The sequence below is a fragment of the Kocuria sp. KKT182 genome (assembly GCF_055635395.1).
In genome coordinates this window covers 1,543,009-1,559,787 of the sequence record NZ_CM145757.1, presented here as the reverse complement: position 1 = coordinate 1,559,787, position 16,779 = coordinate 1,543,009, and the positions used below count along the sequence as shown (strand labels likewise).

Sequence of the window (16,779 nt, the reverse complement as noted above, 5' to 3'; positions counted from 1 at the left end):
GATGTTTGTATTGTGGGGCATGTCACCGATCCGGGGTCTCGACGGACCCCTGCCGAGCCAGGAGGCCCCATGACCGAGATGCTCCCCGACCGCCGACGGCGGGAGATCCTCGACCGCGTGCGCGCCTCCGGTGCGGTGCGGGTCGCGGACCTGGTCGCCGAGCTGGGCGTGTCCGACATGACGGTGCGCCGGGACCTGGACCGGCTGGCTCGGGACGGGGAGCTGCAGAAGGTCCACGGCGGGGCGAAGCTGCCGGCGGGATCCTCCGCGGCCGAGCCCGGATTCACGCACAAGTCCGAGCTGCAGCTGCCGGAGAAGGCGGCCATCGCCGCCGCCGCCGAGGCGATGGTGGCCCCGGGCATGTCCGTCTCGCTGAACTCCGGGACCACCACCTTCGCGCTGGCCCGCGCCCTGCGCCGCGTCAGCGACATCACGGTGGTGACGAACTCCCCGCGGATCGCCGACGTGCTCCAGGACGCGCCCGCCACGGGACAGACGGTGGTCCTGCTGGGCGGGGTGCGCACCCCCTCGGACGCCCTGGTGGGCCCGCTGGCCACCGCGGCCCTGCGCACCCTGCACGTGGACCTGGCCTTCCTGGGCGTGCACGGGCTGTCCGAGCGCGACGGGCTGACCACTCCGAACATGATGGAGGCCGAGATCAACCGCCTCTTCCTGGAGCGCTGCGACCGCAGCGTGGTGCTGGCCGACTCCACGAAGTGGGGCCTGTCCGGGCTCCACCGCATCGCCGGTCTCGACGAGGTCGACACGGTCGTGACCGACGACGGTCTGGGCGCCGCCGACCGCGAGACCCTGAGCCAGCACGTCCCCGACCTGCGACTGGAGCCCGTCCGATGACCTCTCCCGCCCCCGCCGAGCGCGCCGCCGCGCCGCTGATCGCGCACCGGACGCACCACCTCGCCGACGGACGGGAGGCCGTGTTCTTCTCCGACCGCGGCACCCCGCCCGTGGAGCAGGTGGTGGACCGCCGGCCCCTGGACGTCCGCTCCGGTGGCGGTGAGGTGCGCTTCGACCGGCTGACGGGGGAGTGGGTGGCGGTGGCCGCCCACCGGCAGGCGCGCACCTATCTGCCCCCGGCCGACCAGTGCCCGCTGTGCCCGAGCGTGGGTGGGCGCGAGTCGGAGATCCCGGCGGAGGACTTCGACGTCGTCGTCTTCGAGAACCGCTTCCCCTCGCTGGGCCCGGAGCTGACCGAGCTGCCGGACCCGCGGCAGGTGGGGGAGCGGTCCCTGTGGGGCGTCCCGTCCCCGGCCGTGGGGCGGTGCGAGGTGGTCGTGTTCACGCCCGAGCACCAGGGCTCCTTCGCGTCCCTGTCCTCCGAGCGGGCGCGCACCGTGGTGGAGGCCTGGGCCCAGCGCACCGACGCGCTCTCGGCCATGGCCGGGGTCCGGCACGTGTTCCCGTTCGAGAACCGGGGTGAGCAGATCGGGGTGACCCTGCACCACCCGCACGGGCAGATCTACGCCTACCCCTATCCGGCCCCGCACGCGGCCCGGCTCGCGGCCCGCTCCCGGGCGCACCTCGAGGCCACGGGGCGGACCCTGATGGGCGAGGTCCTGGCCGACGAGACCGCCGCCGGGGACCGGATGGTGCTGGCCGGGCAGCACTTCTCCGCCTACGTGCCCTACGCCGCGCGCTGGCCCCTGGAGGTCCACCTCGTCCCGCACCGCCGCGTCCCGGACCTCGCCGCGCTCACGGGGCAGGAGCGGGACGAGCTGGCGGTCCTCTACCGCGATCTGGTGCAGCGGGTGGACCGGCTCTACGACACGCCGACCCCCTACATCGCCGCCTGGCACCAGACCCCCGTCACGACCGCGGACCGGGAGGCCGGCTGGTTGCACCTGCAGCTCACCAGCCCGCGCCGGGCCGAGGACAAGCTGAAGTTCCTGGCCGGCTCCGAGGCCGCCATGGGGGCGTTCATCAACGACGTCACCGCCGAGCAGACCGCCGCACGCCTGAGGGAGGCCGCACGATGACCGGACAGCACACCCCCCAGCCGGCCGCTCGGCAGGCAGGCCAGGACGACGCCGCCCGGGCGGATGAGCTCTCCCGCCGCTTCACCGAGGTGTACGGCCACGCTCCGGACGGGGTGTGGCGTGCCCCGGGACGGGTGAACCTCATCGGGGAGCACACCGACTACAACGACGGCTTCGTGCTGCCCTTCGCCATCGACCGCTCGGCGATGGTCGCCGTCCGGCTGCGCCGGGACGCGGAGCAGGGGCGGCGGACCGGGCAGGGCGAGGACGCGATCCGGCACGACGTCGTCGACCTGGCCTCCACGTACGCCCCCGACGGCGGGGGACTGTCCCGGGCCCGGTTCCGGATCCCCGGGCTCGCCCCCGGGGCGGTCGGCGGCTGGGGGGCGTACCCGGCCGGCGTGGTGCACGTGCTCGCCGGCCTCGACGGGGTGGAGGTGCCCGGGTTCGAGCTGCTGCTGGACTCGACCGTCCCCGTGGGCGCGGGCCTGTCCTCCTCGCACGCCGTGGAGGTCGCCACGATCGTGGCCCTGAACGACCTGCTCGGACTGGATCTGGACCGGCCGGCGATGGCGCGGCTGACGCAGCGGGCGGAGAACGAGTTCGTCGGCGCCCCGACCGGGATCATGGACCAGTCGGCCTCCCTGCGCGGCCGGGCCGGCGCGGCGCTGTTCCTGGACTGCCGCACCCAGGAGGCCGAGCTCGTGCCGCTGCCGGTGGCCCGGCACGGGCTCGCCGTCCTGGTGGTCGACACGAAGGTCGCCCACTCCCACGCCGACGGCGGCTACGCCGCCCGGCGCGCCTCCTGCGAGCGCGGGGCCGCCGCCCTCGGAGCGGTCTCCCTGCGCGACGTCCCGGACGGGACCGACCTGAGCGGACTGGACGAGGAGACCGCCCGCCGGGTCCGGCACGTGCTCAGCGAGAACCGCCGGGTCCTGGAGACGGTCCGGCGGCTGCGGGCCGGGGACGTCCGGGGCATCGGGGAGCTGCTGGTCGCCTCCCACGCCTCGATGCGGGACGACTACGAGATCTCCTGCCCCGAGCTCGACCTCGCCGTCGACGCGGCCCTGGCCGCCGGGGCCGCCGGCGCACGGATGACCGGCGGGGGCTTCGGCGGCTCCGCGATCGCCCTCGTGCCCGCGGCGCGGGCGGAGCAGGTCGGGAACGCGGTCGCCGAGGCCTTCGCGGACCGGGGTCACCGGGCGCCGGACGTCTTCGTCGTCGTGCCGGGGGAGGGTGCCGGCCGGGTGCGGTGAGGCGCGGATCCTTCGCAGGACGACGTCGGTGGCACCGCGCCACTGCTCCTCGGCCCCGGGCCCACTGGGCCCGGGGCCGGCGTCATCGCAGGGCGCACTCTTGACGTGCAGTGTGATCTGGATCATCCTTGTGTTCAAGATATAAACACAGTTGCCAGCATATGGCAACGGTCCGGCCGGCCGGGCTCCTCGCGAACCCGTCCACCCGCCGGTGCACCTCTCTCCAGCTCCGCTCACGTCCCTGCCCCCGCCGTCCGGGGTGCCCTCAGCGAAGGACCTCCCATGCACAACGCTCCTCCACCGGCCGCGGCCGCGACCCACGGCAAGACCCCGAAGAAGGCGGCCCTGGCCAGCTGGATCGGCTCCGCCCTGGAGTACTACGACTTCGCCGTCTACGGGACGGCCGCCGCCCTGGTGCTCAACCACCTGTTCTTCCCGGCCGACACGTCCCCCGGGGTGGCGATCCTGCTGTCGATGGGCACCGTGGGCGTCGCCTATGTCGTCCGGCCCCTGGGGGCCCTCATCATGGGCCCCCTCGGCGACCGGTTCGGGCGCAAGTTCGTGCTGATGCTGACCCTGTTCATGATGGGCGCCGGCACCTTCGCCGTCGGCTGCCTGCCGACCTACGACCAGGCCGGGCTGCTGGCCCCGGCCCTGCTCGTGACCTGCCGTGTCATCCAGGGGCTGTCGGCCTCCGGCGAGCAGGCCAGCGCGATCTCGGTCTCGCTGGAGCACTCCGAGGAGCACCGGCGGGCCTTCACCACGAGCTGGACGCTGCAGGGCACCCAGTTCGGCACCCTCCTCGCCACCGCCGTCTTCATCCCCTTCACGCTCGTGCTCACCGAGGAGCAGCTGTTCAGCTGGGGCTGGCGGGTCCCGTTCTGGCTCTCCGCCGTCGTGGTGGTCGTGGCCTATCTGATCCGCCGCCACCTGGAGGAGCCGCCCGCCTTCGAGCAGGCCCGGGCCGTGCTGCCCGGCGAGAAGCCGGCCACCCCCCTCGCCCTGATGTTCAAGCACCACAAGACCGCGGTGCTGCGCGTGGCCGCGGCCGCGATGATCAACACCGTCAACGTGGTCTTCCTGGTGTGGTCGCTGTCCTTCGCCACCTCCGTGGTGGGCCTGGACCGCTCGACCATGCTCTGGGTCTCCGTCATCGCCAACGCCGTGGCCCTGCTCGTGATCCCCGTGGTGGCCACGGTCGCCGACCGGGTCGGGCGCAAGCCGGTGTTCATCACCGGGGCGGCCGGCGCGGCCGCGATGATGTATCCCTACCTGGCCGCCGTCCACGCCGGGAACTGGACGCTGATCTTCCTCCTCGGCGCCGTCATGTCCGGCTTCTTCTACTCCATGGCCAACGGCATCTGGCCCTCCTTCTACGCGGAGATGTTCCCCACCCGGGTGCGCGTGACGGGGCTGGCCCTGGGCACCCAGATCGGCTTCGCGATCTCCGGCGGCTTCGCCCCCGTCCTGGCCAGCTCCCTGGCCGGGGCCGAGGGGAACAACTGGCTGGGCGTGGCGGGGTTCGTCACCGGCGCCTGCCTGGTCGCCGTGGCCGCCGCCCTGACGGCCAAGGAGACCAAGGACAGGACCCTGGGCCAGATCGACGACCTGCACACCACCCGCACCGAGGCGGCCGATCTGGAGCGGCTGCAGGGGGCGGGCACCGCCTCCGGCCGCTGAACGCTCCGGAAGCGCTGACGATGGCGGACGCCCCGGCCGGTCACCCCGGCCGGGGCGTCCGCCCGTCCCGGACCGGGCCCCGGTCACGAACATGACACGGGTCACGCCCGCGGAGGCCCCGTGCCAGAATGACCGCATGAGCAACCCCATGAACATCTCCGGGCACAATCCCGACAAGGAGGCCCGGGCGCACCGGCCGCCGGTCACGGAGCTGACCCCGGAGCAGTGCTGGGAGCACCTCTACAGCGCACGCTTCGGCCGGATCGCCACCATGGACGGCGACGAGATCGAGATCACCCCCATCAACCTCGTGGCCGACGACGGGAAGATCTACTTCCGCACCGCCAAGGGCACCAAGCTGCTGCACCTGGCGCTCAACGAGCACGTCGCCGTGCAGGTCGACCAGGCACAGGGCGGGGAGGCCTGGTCCGTGATCGTGCGCGGCACGGCCCGCCAGCTGACCGACCCGGAGGAGACCGACCGGGTGGACGAGCTGCCGCTGCGGCCGTGGGTCGGGACCACCAAGCTCGAGTACGTGGAGGTGGCCCCCACGAAGGTCACCGGCCGCGTGTTCCACCTGGGCCACTGACCCGGCGCCCGGACCGCTCGGCGCCGGACGCCCCGCCGCGCTTGTAGCCTGGACCCGTGGCACAGCACCGGATCGTCCTGCACTACGTCTTCACCCCGCTCCCCGACCCCACGGCCGTGATGCTCTGGCAGCGCGCCCTGTGCGAGGGGCTGGGCCTGCGCGGGCGGATCATCGTCTCCCCGCACGGGCTCAACGCCACCGTGGGTGGTGAGGTCGGGGCGCTCAAGCAGTACGCCCGCACCACCCGCTCCCACCCCGGTCTCCGGGACACGGTGTTCAAGTGGTCGGACGGCTCGGCCGAGGACTTCCCGCGGCTGTCGGTCAAGGTCCGGGACGAGCTCGTGTCCTTCGGCGCGCCCGGCGAGCTCGCGGTCGACGAGCACGGCGTGGTCGGCGGCGGCACCCGCCTGGCGCCCGACGCCGTGGACGAGCTCGTGGCCCGCCGCGGCGAGGACGTCTTGTTCTTCGACGGGCGCAACGCCCACGAGGCCCGGATCGGGCGCTTCCGCGGGGCCGTGGTCCCGGACGTGGCGCACACCCGCGACTTCGTGGCCGAGCTGGACTCCGGGAAGTACGACCACCTCAAGACCCGGCCCGTGGTCACCTACTGCACCGGCGGGATCCGGTGCGAGGTGCTCTCCGCACTGATGCGCAACCGCGGCTTCCAGGAGGTCTACCAGCTCGACGGCGGCATCGCCGAGTACGGCCGCGAGCGCGGGGACCGTGGGCTGTGGGAGGGGTCCCTGTACGTCTTCGACCGGCGCATGCACGTGCGGTTCACCCCGGCCGCGGTCACGATCGGGCGCTGCGACCGGTGCGCCGGCCCCGCGAACCGCTTCGTCAACTGCGCGGACGGCACCTGCCGCGCCCTCGTGCTCGCGTGCCCGGCCTGCCTCGAGGAGCGGCCGCGGCTCACCTGCCCGGCCGGGTGCGGCACCGCCACGGCACCGGGGGCCGGCGACGGCGCCCCGGTCGCCGTCGCACCCGCCCCCGCACCCGTGCCCGTGCCCGTGCCGACGGGGGCCGCATGAGGCCCGCCGCCCCCGGCCCCTCGGCGGCGCCGGCCTTCTCCCGGGTCCCGGGGACCCCCGTCTCCGACGACCCGCGGGCGCCGGCCGAGCTGCACGACGCCCTCCGCCGGACGGGCTTCACCCACGACCGCGTGGCGGAGCTGCTGGGGGAGGCCGCCATGGACGCGCTCGCACGGGACCAGGCGGTGCCCGCCCTGCGGGTCCTCGAGCCGGCCCTCCGCACGCCCGGGCACCCGGACCGGGGCCTCGCCGGGGTCGTCTCGCTCTTTCTGCTCGGCCGCACCGTCCCCGTGGAGACGCTCGCGCCCGCCCCGGTGCGCCCGGAGCAGCTCGTGGGCCTGGGCCTCGCCGAGGAGACGGAGGGCGGGCTGCGCTCCACCGTGGACCTGCGCCCCCACGCCTCCGACGACGGGACGGAGCTGTACGTGGCGAGCGACCTGGGGGAGTCCCAGCGCCCCGGCGTGCTGCGCCGCGACCACGTGCTGGGCATCGGCCAGGCCTCCCTGACGCTGGCCCAGACGACCGACCGCCGCCGGGTGGAGCGGGCGCTGGACCTGGGGACCGGGTGCGGCATCCAGACGTTCCACCTGCTCGCGCACTCGGGGCACGTGACCGCCACCGACGTCTCGGACCGGGCCCTGGGCTTCACCCGGTTCAACCTGCTGCTCAACGCGCAGGCGCTCGGGATCGACCCCGACCGGCTCGAGGACCGCGTGAGCCTGCGGGCGGGATCCCTCCTGGAGCCCGTGCGCGGTGAGCGGTTCGACCTCGTGGTGTCCAACCCGCCGTTCGTCATCACACCGCGCCCCGCCGGGGAGACCCCTCTCGACCGCTACACCTACCGGGACGGCGGTCTGCCGGGGGACCGGATCGTGGCCGACCTGGTGCGGGGGCTGCCCGGGGTCATGGCCCCCGGGGCCACCGCCCACCTGCTCGGCAACTGGGAGGTCCTCGCCCCGCCGCCCGGGGACGCGCGGCCGGCCGCCGAGCGCTGGGCGCAGCGGCCCGAGCAGTGGGTGCCCGAGGGCGTCGACGCCTGGTTCGTCCAGCGGGAGCTGGCCGGCCCGGAGGAGTACGCCGAGACGTGGCTGCGGGACGCGGCGGAGTCCCGCGACCTCGAGCACTACGAACGCGCCTACCGCGCCTATCTCGACGACTTCGCCGCCCGCGGCGTCGAGGCCGTGGGCTTCGGGATGATCCGCCTCCGCCGCCCGTCCCGGGCCCGGCCCGGGGGCGCGCTCCGCCGCTTCGAGCACGTCCCCCATCCGGTCCAGCAGCCGCTCGCCCCCGCGCTCGCCGCCACGTGGGAACGGGCCGACTGGCTCGCCGCGCACCCCCAGGACTGGCTGGACGCCCACCTCGTGGCCGCCGAGGACGTCACCGAGGAGCGCCACCAGCGCCCCGGCGCGGAGCACCCCGGCGTGATCCTGCTCCGGCAGGGGGCCGGGCTGCGCCGGACCGTGGTGCTCTCGAGCGAGGCCGCGGGCTTCGCCGGGGCCTGCGACGGCGAGCTGAGCGCCCGGCAGATCTTCGGGGCGCTCGCCGCCCTGCTGGACTGGGCGGGCGAGGAGCGGCAGCGGCTGACCGAGGAGGTCCGGCACCTCGTGCTCGACGGCTTCCTCGTGCCGCACGAGCCGGTGCCGCCCGCCGCCTGAGCGACGTTGTGGGCGGATGAGCAGGCGGCGCCGCGACGGTGGGGGTGGGAGGATGGGAGCATGAGCATCGGAGACAACCTGAACCCCATCAAGACCCTCGACAAGGACACCGTCTGGCAGCTCCTCGAGCAGCACCCCTTCGGCCGGCTGGCCGTCGAGGCCGCCGGTCTCGTGGACATCTTCCCGGTGAACTACGTGGTCCACCAGCGCAAGCTGTACTTCCGCACGGCCCAGGGCTCCAAGCTCTCGAGCCTCATCGTCAACGACCAGGTGGCGTTCGAGATCGACGAGGTCTCGGAGGAGCACGTCGTGCGCTCCGTGGTGGTCCACGGCCGGGCCCGCCGGCTCGAGACGCGCGCCGAGATCGACGCCGCGGAGGAGCTGCCGCTCAGGCCGTGGGCGCCCACGCTGAAGTACAACTTCGTGGTCATCGACGTGGAGCACGCCACGGGCCGCGAGTTCACGATCGGCGACGAGCCCGAGCGCTACCCCTCCTGAGACCGGTCCGGGCCGCCCGGGCCGGGCGGCCCGTGCGACCCGCCCGGGGACGCCGATGTCCTCCGGGTCCCCGCCGCGCCGGGGTTGACGGCGGTGAGGCGTTATGGTGGAGCGCAACGGCGGGCCGACGCCCGCCCGTTCGACCCGACGTCCAGCAGCGCCGCGGCCCGCGGCACCGCGGACCGCAGCAAGGAGTACCGTGCCAACGAAGGCCACCCAGAGCCCGGGAACGGGCAAGAGCCTGCTCATCGTGGAGTCCCCCTCCAAGGTCAAGACCATCGCCGGGTACCTCGGCGACGCCTACGAGGTCGAGTCCTCGATGGGGCACATCCGCGACCTCCCGCAGCCCTCGGAGCTGCCGGCGGAGCTCAAGAAGGGTCCCTACGGCAAGTTCGCGGTGGACGTGGAGCACGGCTTCGAGCCGTACTACGTGGTGAACCCGGACAAGAAGAAGAAGGTCACCGAGCTCCGGCGCAAGCTCAAGGACGCGGACGCCCTCTACCTCGCCACCGACGGCGACCGCGAGGGGGAGGCCATCGCGTGGCACCTCCTGGAGGTGCTCAAGCCCAAGATCCCCGTCTACCGGCTGACCTTCTCCGAGATCACCCGCGAGGCCATCGAGCGGGCCTTCGGGGAGCTGCGCGAGCTCGACCAGGACCTGGTCGACGCGCAGGAGACCCGGCGCATCCTCGACCGGCTCTACGGCTACGAGATCTCCCCGGTGCTGTGGCGCAAGATCGCCTCGGGCCTGTCCGCCGGGCGCGTGCAGTCCGTGGCCACCCGCCTGGTCGTGGAGCGGGAGCGCAAGCGCATGGCGTTCGTGCCCGCCGACTACTGGGACCTCAGCGGGACGTTCGCGCGCACCGACGGCGAGGACGCCGGCACCGCCTTCAGCGCCCGGCTCTCCTCCGTGGACGGCAAGCGGGTGGCGGGCGGCCGCGACTTCGGCGACGACGGCGTGCTCAAGGGCGCCGCGGACAAGCTCGCGCACCTGGACGAGCAGGCCGCCCGCGAACTGGCCGCCGGTCTCGAGGACGCGGCGTTCACGGTCCGGTCGCTGGAGACCAAGCCCTACACACGCCGCCCGGCCGCCCCGTTCACCACCTCCACGCTGCAGCAGGAGGCGGCGCGCAAGCTGCGCTTCACCTCCCGCACCACCATGCAGGTGGCGCAGAAGCTGTACGAGAACGGCTACATCACCTACATGCGCACCGACTCCGTGGCGCTGTCCGACCAGGCGGTCACGGCCGCCCGGCGCCAGGCCACGGAGCTCTACGGCGCCGACTTCGTGCCCGGCTCCCCGCGGCTCTACAGCTCCAAGTCGAAGAACGCGCAGGAGGCGCACGAGGCCGTGCGCCCCGCGGGGGACTCCTTCCGCGCCCCGAACCAGGTCCGCGGCGAGCTCTCCGCGGACGCGTTCCGGCTCTACGAGCTGATCTGGAAGCGCACCGTGGCCTCCCAGATGGCCGACGCCAAGGGGTCGACGGCGACCGTGCGGCTCGGGGCGACGTCCTCGGCCGGCCGGGACGCCGAGTTCTCCGCGTCCGGCACCGTCATCACGTTCCGCGGCTTCCTGGCCGCCTACGAGGAGGGCCGGGACGAGGACCCCGCCACGGACAAGGACGGCGCCAAGGACGGCGACAAGCGGCTCCCGCGCATGGCGGAGGGCGACCGCCTGGACGCCACCGAGGTCGAGGCGGACGGGCACCGCACCTCGCCGCCGCCGCGCTACACCGAGGCGTCCCTCGTGAAGGTCCTCGACGAGCTCGGCATCGGCCGGCCCTCGACCTACGCGGCGACCATCTCCACGATCATGGACCGCGGCTACGTCCGCGTGCGGGGCTCCGCGCTCATCCCCTCGTGGACCGCGTTCTCCGTGGTGCGCCTGCTCGAGGAGCACTTCTCCGACTACGTGGACTACGACTTCACGGCGGAGATGGAGGAGGGCCTCGACCGGATCGCCCGCGGCGAGGAGGACAGCACCGACTGGCTGCAGGACTTCTACTTCGGCTCCCAGGGCCACGAGAACGGGCTCAAGCCCATCGTCGACGACCTCGGCGAGATCGACGCCCGCGCCGTGAACTCCATCCCCGTGACCGAGGACATCACCCTGCGGGTCGGCAAGTTCGGCCCCTACCTGGAGGTGGCCGGCGCCGTCGACCCGGAGACCGGGGAGATCACCGACCCGATCCGGGCCAACGTGCCGGAGGACCTCGCCCCCGACGAGCTCACGCCCGACAAGGCGCGCGAGCTCATCGAGACGGGCAAGGCCGACGGCCGGGAGCTCGGCCGCGACCCCGTGACCGGGCGCGCCATCGTGGCCAAGGACGGCCGCTACGGGCCCTACGTCACCGAGGTGATCCCCGAGCCCACCGCCGAGGAGCTCGCGGCCCAGCCCGTCGAGTACTACAAGAACGGCAAGCCCAAGCCCCCGAAGAAGCCGGTCAAGGAGAAGCCCCGCACGGGCTCCCTGCTCTCCACGATGACGCTGCAGGACGTGACCCTCGAGGACGCGCTCAAGATCCTGTCCCTGCCGCGCACGCTGGGCACGGACGCCGAGGGCAACGAGATCACGGTGCAGAACGGCCGCTTCGGCCCCTACCTGAAGAAGGGCGGCGACTCGCGCTCACTGCAGTCCGAGGAGCAGCTGTTCACGGTCACCCTCGACGAGGCCCTGGCGATCTACGCCCAGCCCAAGCAGCGCGGCCGCGGCGCCGCCAAGCCTCCGCTCGCGGACCTCGGCACCGACCAGATCACGGAACGGCCCATGGTCATCAAGGACGGGCGCTTCGGCCCCTACATCACCGACGGCGAGACCAACGTGACGGTCCCGCGCGGCGAGACCGTGGAGCAGATCACGCCGGCGCGCGCCAGCCAGCTGCTCGCGGAGAAGCGCGCCCAGGGCCCCGCCCCGAAGAAGACGGCCCGGTCCACGGCCAAGGGGACGACGACCAAGGGGACGACGGCCAGGAGCAGCACGGCGAAGAAGAGCACGGCCAAGAAGCCCGCGGCGGCCAAGCCCGCCCGCGCCGGGTCCAAGGGCTGATCCGCTCCGCACGCGCGGGACGGACACGGAACTCGAAGGAGCACCACGGCATGCGTCTCGGAGTCCTCGACGTGGGGTCGAACACCGTCCACCTCCTCCTGCTGGACGTCTACCCGGGCTCCCGGCCCGAGCCGTACGCGTCCCACAAGCTCGCCCTGCGGCTGGTGCAGTACCTCGACGCCGACGGCAACATCTCCGACGCCGGCCGGGACGCCCTCACCGCGTTCGTGGTCGAGGCCCGCGACTTCGCCGTGGACAACCGGGCCGAGGACTTCCTCGCCTTCGCGACCTCCGCGATCCGCGAGGCCGGCAACGGGGCGCAGGTGCTGGACCACGTGCAGTCCCGCTCCGGCGTGACCCTCACGGAGCTGGCCGGGGACCAGGAGGCGGCCGTGACGTTCTTCGCGGTGCGCCGCTGGTTCGGCTGGGGCGCGGGGACCGTTCTCGACCTCGACATCGGCGGCGGGTCCTTCGAGATGGCCCTGGGGGACAACGCGCTGCCCACCGTGGCGACCTCGGTGCCGCTCGGCGCGGGGCGGCTCACCCGCACCTTCGTCGCCGGGGACGTCGCGACCCCGAAGGAGATGAAGGCCCTGCGCAAGCACGTGCGCCAGGAGCTCCGGCCCGCGGTCGACCGGGTCCGCGCGGCCGGGGCGCCCACCTGCGTGGCCGGCACCTCCAAGACGTTCCGCTCCCTGGCCCGGATCTGCGGCGCGGCGCCGTACGAGATGGGCCCGTACGTGCCCCGCACCCTCCACCTCGAGGACCTGCGGCTGTGGACCCGCCGGATGGAGGCCATGTCCCCGGAGGAGCGCGCCGAGCTGCCGGGGGTCTCCGCCGCGCGGGCCCGGCAGATCCTCGCCGGCGCCGTGGTGGCGGAGTCGGCGATGGACGCCTACGGCGTCGAGTCGATCCGGATCTGCCCGTGGGCGCTCCGCGAGGGACTGATCCTGCGCCGCCTGGACCAGCTGAGCAGCCACTCCGACGTCCGCACCGTGGACCCCCGGCACCTGGTGGGTGCGGCATGAGCGAGCAGCAGGGCGCCGTCCCGGAGCCGTACCGTCCGCACGTGGCGCTGTCCACCAGCTCCCTCTATCCGCTCGGGGTGCCGGAGACCTTCGAGGCGGCCGTGGAGCTGGGCTACGACAGCGTGGAGGTGCTCGTCACGCACGAGCGGATGAGCCAGCTCACCCACCAGCTGCAGGACCTCGTGCAGCGCCACCAGCTCCCCATCTCGACCATCCACGCCCCGACCCTGCTGCTGACCCAGCAGGTGTGGGGCAAGTCGTGGACCAAGATCCAGATGGCGGCCGCGCTCACCGAACAGGTGGGCGCGGAGGTCGTCGTGGTCCACCCGCCCTTCCGGTGGCAGCGCCGGTACGCCGCGAACTTCGTGGAGGGGGTGCGGGTGGTCTCCCAGGCCACCGGCGTGAAGATCTCCGTGGAGAACATGTACCCCTGGCGGGTCCGCGGCCGCGACACCGTGGTCTACGCCCCGCACTACAGCCCGCTGGGCCTGGACTACGACTGGGTGACGTGGGACTTCTCGCACGCCGCCACCGCCCGGATGGACTCCCTGGCCGCCATCCGGGAACTGGGCCCCCGGCTGGGCCACGTCCACCTGACCGACGGGTCGGGGGAGACCACGGCGGACGAGCACCTGCTGCCCGGCCACGGGGTGCAGCCGGTGGCCGAGTCCCTCGAGTTCCTCGCCTCCACCCGGTGGCAGGGCATCATCGGGGTCGAGGTCTCGACCCGCCGCTCGAAGAACGCCGACGAGCGCACCCAGTGGCTCGCGGAGTCCCTCGAGTTCGCCCGCCGGCACACGAGCCGCTCCGACGGCGCCCCGAGCGCCGGCGGCCCCGACGGCACGGAGGGCGCGGACGGCAGCCGGGGCTGAGGCCCGGGCGCACCCGGCCCGCCGGCGCCGTTCCCACCGTCCTGTTCCCACCGTTCCGATTCCACCTTTCCGATCCCACCGATGAGAGGACCTCACCGACCATGACCCCTGTGCTCGCCTTCCTGGGCTGCGGCTCCATGAACGGATCCATCCTGCGGGGGGTGCTGGCCTCCGGCGTGCCCGTCGAGCAGGTCCGGGCCACCGTCCGCTCCGCGGAGAGCGCCCGCCGGCTCGAGGACGAGACGGGCGTGCGGCCCTACGTCACCGGGGACGATCCCGAGGCCAACCGGCGGGCCGCCCGTGAGGCGGACGTCGTGCTGCTCGGCGTCAAGCCCGTCGGCATCCTCGACCTCGCCCGCGAGATCGCCCCCGCCCTGCGCCCCGGCACGGTCGTGGCCTCGGTAGCGGCGGGGATCTCCGTCGGCGCCCTCGAGCGCGCCCTCCCCGCCGGCCAGCCGGTCGTGCGCACGATGCCGAACACACCCTCCAGCGTGGGCCGCGGGGTGGTCTCGGTGACCCCGGGGGCCGCCACCGGCCCCGAGCAGACGGAGGCCGTGCGCCAGGTGCTCGAGGCCGTGGGCACCGTGGTCGAGGTCCCCGAGGAGCAGGTGGACGCCGTGACCGGCGTCTCGGGCTCCGGGCCCGCCTACGTGTTCCTGCTGGCCGAGGCCATGCAGCAGGCGGGGGAGCGGATGGGGCTGCCGGCGGACGTCGCGCGGGTCCTCGCGAAGGAGACCGTCTCCGGCGCCGGGGAGCTGCTGCGCCCGGCGGAGGCCGACCCCGCGGCCCTGCGCAGGGCCGTCACGAGCCCCAAGGGCACCACGGACCGGGCCATCACGACCTTCCAGGACAACGGCTTCGAGGCTCTCGTGGCCTCCGCGGCCCGCGCCTCGGCGGACCGCTCCGCGGAGCTCACGCGCGAGTTCAGCGGCGACTGAGCCGCGGACCGGCCGGTCCCCGGGTCAGGGGCGGGCCGCGAAGCGCTCGAGCAGGTCCACGTGCCCCGAGACGATCAGCAGGTCGCGGGAGGTGACCTTGGTGTCGGGGCGGGCGTACGTGAAGTCCTCGCCCGGGGACTTCACGCCCACCACGGTCACGCCGTACTTGGAGCGGACGTTGGAGTCGCCCAGCGTGAAGCCCTGCACCTCCCGCGGCGGATACATCTTGACGATCGCGAAGTCGTCGTCGAACTCGATGTAGTCCAGCAGCCGGCCCGAGACCAGGTGCGCGGTGCGCCGCCCGGCGTCCGCCTCGGGGAAGATCACGTGGTGCGCCCCGATGCGGGAGAGGATCTTGCCGTGCGAGGGCGTGATGGCCTTCGCCCAGATCCGGCTCACGCCGAGGTCCACGAGGTTCGCCGTGATGAGCACGCTCGACTCGATGGACGTGCCGACGCCCACCACGGCGGAGTCGAACTCGGCCGCCCCCAGCTGGCGCAGGGCGTCGATGTCCGTGGCCTCGGCCTCGACCACGTGGGTGAGCTGCCCGGAGAGCTTCTGGACCAGCTGGGCGTCCCGCTCCACGCCCAGGACCTCCCGGCCCTGGCGGGCGAGCTGGAGCGCGGTGGCGGTGCCGAAGCGGCCGAGGCCGATCACCAGGACGGGGACGCTGTGGGACGAACGGTCAGCCAATGATGGGCCTTTCCTCGGGGTACCGGTAGAGGCGCCGGCGTGAGCGCAGCGCCAGGGCGGCGGCCACGGTGGTCGTGCCGATGCGCCCGATGAGCATGATCAGGGCCAGGACGTACTTGCCGGCGGGGGGCAGCTCGCCGGAGAGCCCCACGCTGAGACCGCACGTCGCGTACGCGGAGATCACCTCGAACAGGACCCGGTCCAGCGGCTCCTCGGAGATCTCCACGAGGATCCCGCAGCCCACCAGGACGACGGTCGCCCCCATCATGATCACCGAGATCGCGATGCGGAGGGCGTCCTCGGGGATGGTCCGGTAGAACGCGATCACGGACCGGTCGCCCCGGGCCTCGGCCAGGATCGCCAGGAAGACCACGGCGAGGGTGGTGACCTTGATGCCGCCGGCCACGGAGGCCGGGCCGCCGCCCGCGAACATCAGCGCGTCGGTCATCAGCAGGGTCACCGGCTCCAGGCTGTTCATGTCCACGAGGTTGAAGCCCCCGGAGCGGACCATGACGGAGTGGAAGAAGCCCTCGAAGATCTTCTCGTGCACGGGCCGGTCCCGCAGGGTGTCCGGATTGGACCACTCGAAGGCCAGGAACAGGGCCCACCCCACGAACAGCAGGATCGTGGTGGTCACGATCACCAGCTTCGTGTTGAGGTTCCACCGCGAGAAGCGCAGCCCGGTCTGCCGCAGCACGAGGACCACGGGGAAGCCGAGGGAGCCCAGGAGGACGCCCAGGGCGATCGGCAGGAGGATCAGCACCGCGTCCGTGTACGGGACGAGGCCGTCCGAGTGCGGGGTGAACCCCCCGTTGTTGAACGCGGAGACCGCGTAGAACACCCCGTGCCAGAGCGCCGTGAGGAACGGCTCCCCGACCACCAGGAAGCCGATCGTCAGCACCGTGGCCAGGATCGCCTCGATCGTCACGGACATCAGCACGATGATCTGCAGGAGCGAGCCGACCTCGCCCAGGCGCCCGATGTTCAGGGCCTCCTGGGTGATCAGCCGGGACTTCAGGCCGAGCTTGCGACCGATGGCCATGGCCAGGATCGAGGTCATGGTGAGGGTGCCCAGACCGCCGATCTGCATCGCGACCAGGATCACGAACTGGCCGAAGAACGACCAGTTGGCCGCCGTCGACACCGTGGTCAGGCCCGTCACGGTGACCGCGGAGGTGGCCGTGAACACGGCGTCCTCGACCGGTGTCACGACGCCGGGGGCCGAGGCCACGGGCAGCCACAGCAGGAAGGAGAACACGGACACGACCGCGGCGAAGGAGATGACGGCGAGACGGGCGGGGGAGCCCGCCGCGATCCGGTCCACGAGGTCGCGCAGCGAGGTCAGCAGCCAGAACCGGCCACGCTCCTCCGGACGGGCCCAGGGCGCGCGCTGCAGGTGGCTCACGGGCTCTCCTCCTGGTGTCCTGACCGCCCGGGCGGGGCGGCGGCCGCGGCGTTCGCCTCGACCCGAGACAGTATTCCACCCGCGCCCGTCCGCG

At 73.3% G+C, this 16,779-nt stretch carries 14 protein-coding genes; 12 read left to right on the top strand and 2 right to left on the bottom strand.

The window, feature by feature from the left end; all coding sequences use genetic code 11:
* Positions 1-69: 69 nt before the first annotated feature.
* The 12 genes from ACZ2G1_RS07175 (at position 70) to proC (ending at position 14,587) form a co-directional block, all read left to right on the top strand.
* Positions 70-855 carry a DeoR/GlpR family DNA-binding transcription regulator gene (locus ACZ2G1_RS07175; RefSeq protein ID WP_284563430.1) on the top strand — a complete coding sequence of 262 codons (786 nt, stop codon included), beginning with the start codon at positions 70-72 and terminating at the stop codon, positions 853-855.
* On the top strand, positions 852-1,994 hold the full coding sequence (gene galT, locus ACZ2G1_RS07170) for a galactose-1-phosphate uridylyltransferase (RefSeq protein WP_470377617.1): 1,143 nt from the start codon (positions 852-854) through the stop codon (positions 1,992-1,994). The genes ACZ2G1_RS07175 and galT overlap by 4 nt, the downstream gene beginning before the upstream one ends.
* Positions 1,991-3,250, top strand: coding sequence for a galactokinase (galK, locus tag ACZ2G1_RS07165; protein ID WP_284563432.1), 1,260 nt, complete (start codon positions 1,991-1,993; stop codon positions 3,248-3,250). Before galT ends, galK begins: the two co-directional genes overlap by 4 nt.
* Before the next feature lie 282 nt (positions 3,251-3,532).
* Positions 3,533-4,930: an MFS transporter gene (locus tag ACZ2G1_RS07160; protein WP_470377616.1), complete on the top strand. Its 1,398-nt coding sequence runs from the start codon at positions 3,533-3,535 to the stop codon at positions 4,928-4,930.
* 136 nt (positions 4,931-5,066) lie between these two features.
* Entirely contained in the window at positions 5,067-5,519 is a 453-nt protein-coding gene (locus ACZ2G1_RS07155; RefSeq protein ID WP_368826751.1) for a pyridoxamine 5'-phosphate oxidase family protein, read from the top strand.
* A gap of 56 nt (positions 5,520-5,575) precedes the next feature.
* A complete protein-coding gene (gene trhO, locus ACZ2G1_RS07150; protein ID WP_470377615.1) occupies positions 5,576-6,550 on the top strand; it encodes an oxygen-dependent tRNA uridine(34) hydroxylase TrhO in 975 nt (324 codons plus the stop codon).
* Entirely contained in the window at positions 6,547-8,205 is a 1,659-nt protein-coding gene (locus tag ACZ2G1_RS07145) for a DUF7059 domain-containing protein (protein ID WP_470377614.1), read from the top strand. Before trhO ends, ACZ2G1_RS07145 begins: the two co-directional genes overlap by 4 nt.
* 60 nt (positions 8,206-8,265) lie before the next feature.
* On the top strand, positions 8,266-8,703 hold the full coding sequence (locus ACZ2G1_RS07140; RefSeq protein ID WP_017832495.1) for a pyridoxamine 5'-phosphate oxidase family protein: 438 nt from the start codon (positions 8,266-8,268) through the stop codon (positions 8,701-8,703).
* Between the two features lie 199 nt (positions 8,704-8,902).
* Positions 8,903-11,749 carry a type I DNA topoisomerase gene (topA, locus tag ACZ2G1_RS07135; protein ID WP_017832494.1) on the top strand — a complete coding sequence of 949 codons (2,847 nt, stop codon included), beginning with the start codon at positions 8,903-8,905 and terminating at the stop codon, positions 11,747-11,749.
* Positions 11,750-11,799: 50 nt separating this feature from the next.
* Entirely contained in the window at positions 11,800-12,777 is a 978-nt protein-coding gene (locus ACZ2G1_RS07130) for a Ppx/GppA phosphatase family protein (protein ID WP_017832493.1), read from the top strand.
* Entirely contained in the window at positions 12,774-13,649 is an 876-nt protein-coding gene (locus ACZ2G1_RS07125) for a sugar phosphate isomerase/epimerase family protein (protein ID WP_470377613.1), read from the top strand. The genes ACZ2G1_RS07130 and ACZ2G1_RS07125 overlap by 4 nt, the downstream gene beginning before the upstream one ends.
* Before the next feature lie 101 nt (positions 13,650-13,750).
* Positions 13,751-14,587 (top strand): pyrroline-5-carboxylate reductase, encoded by an 837-nt coding sequence (proC, locus tag ACZ2G1_RS07120; protein WP_095651139.1) that lies wholly within the window; start codon positions 13,751-13,753, stop codon positions 14,585-14,587.
* A gap of 24 nt (positions 14,588-14,611) precedes the next feature.
* Here proC and ACZ2G1_RS07115 read toward each other — a convergent pair whose 3' ends face one another.
* Positions 14,612-15,280: a potassium channel family protein gene (locus ACZ2G1_RS07115; protein WP_017832491.1), complete on the bottom strand. Its 669-nt coding sequence runs from the start codon at positions 15,278-15,280 to the stop codon at positions 14,612-14,614.
* On the bottom strand, positions 15,273-16,685 hold the full coding sequence (locus tag ACZ2G1_RS07110; RefSeq protein ID WP_419720429.1) for a TrkH family potassium uptake protein: 1,413 nt from the start codon (positions 16,683-16,685) through the stop codon (positions 15,273-15,275). Before ACZ2G1_RS07110 ends, ACZ2G1_RS07115 begins: the two co-directional genes overlap by 8 nt.
* Positions 16,686-16,779 lie beyond the last annotated feature (94 nt).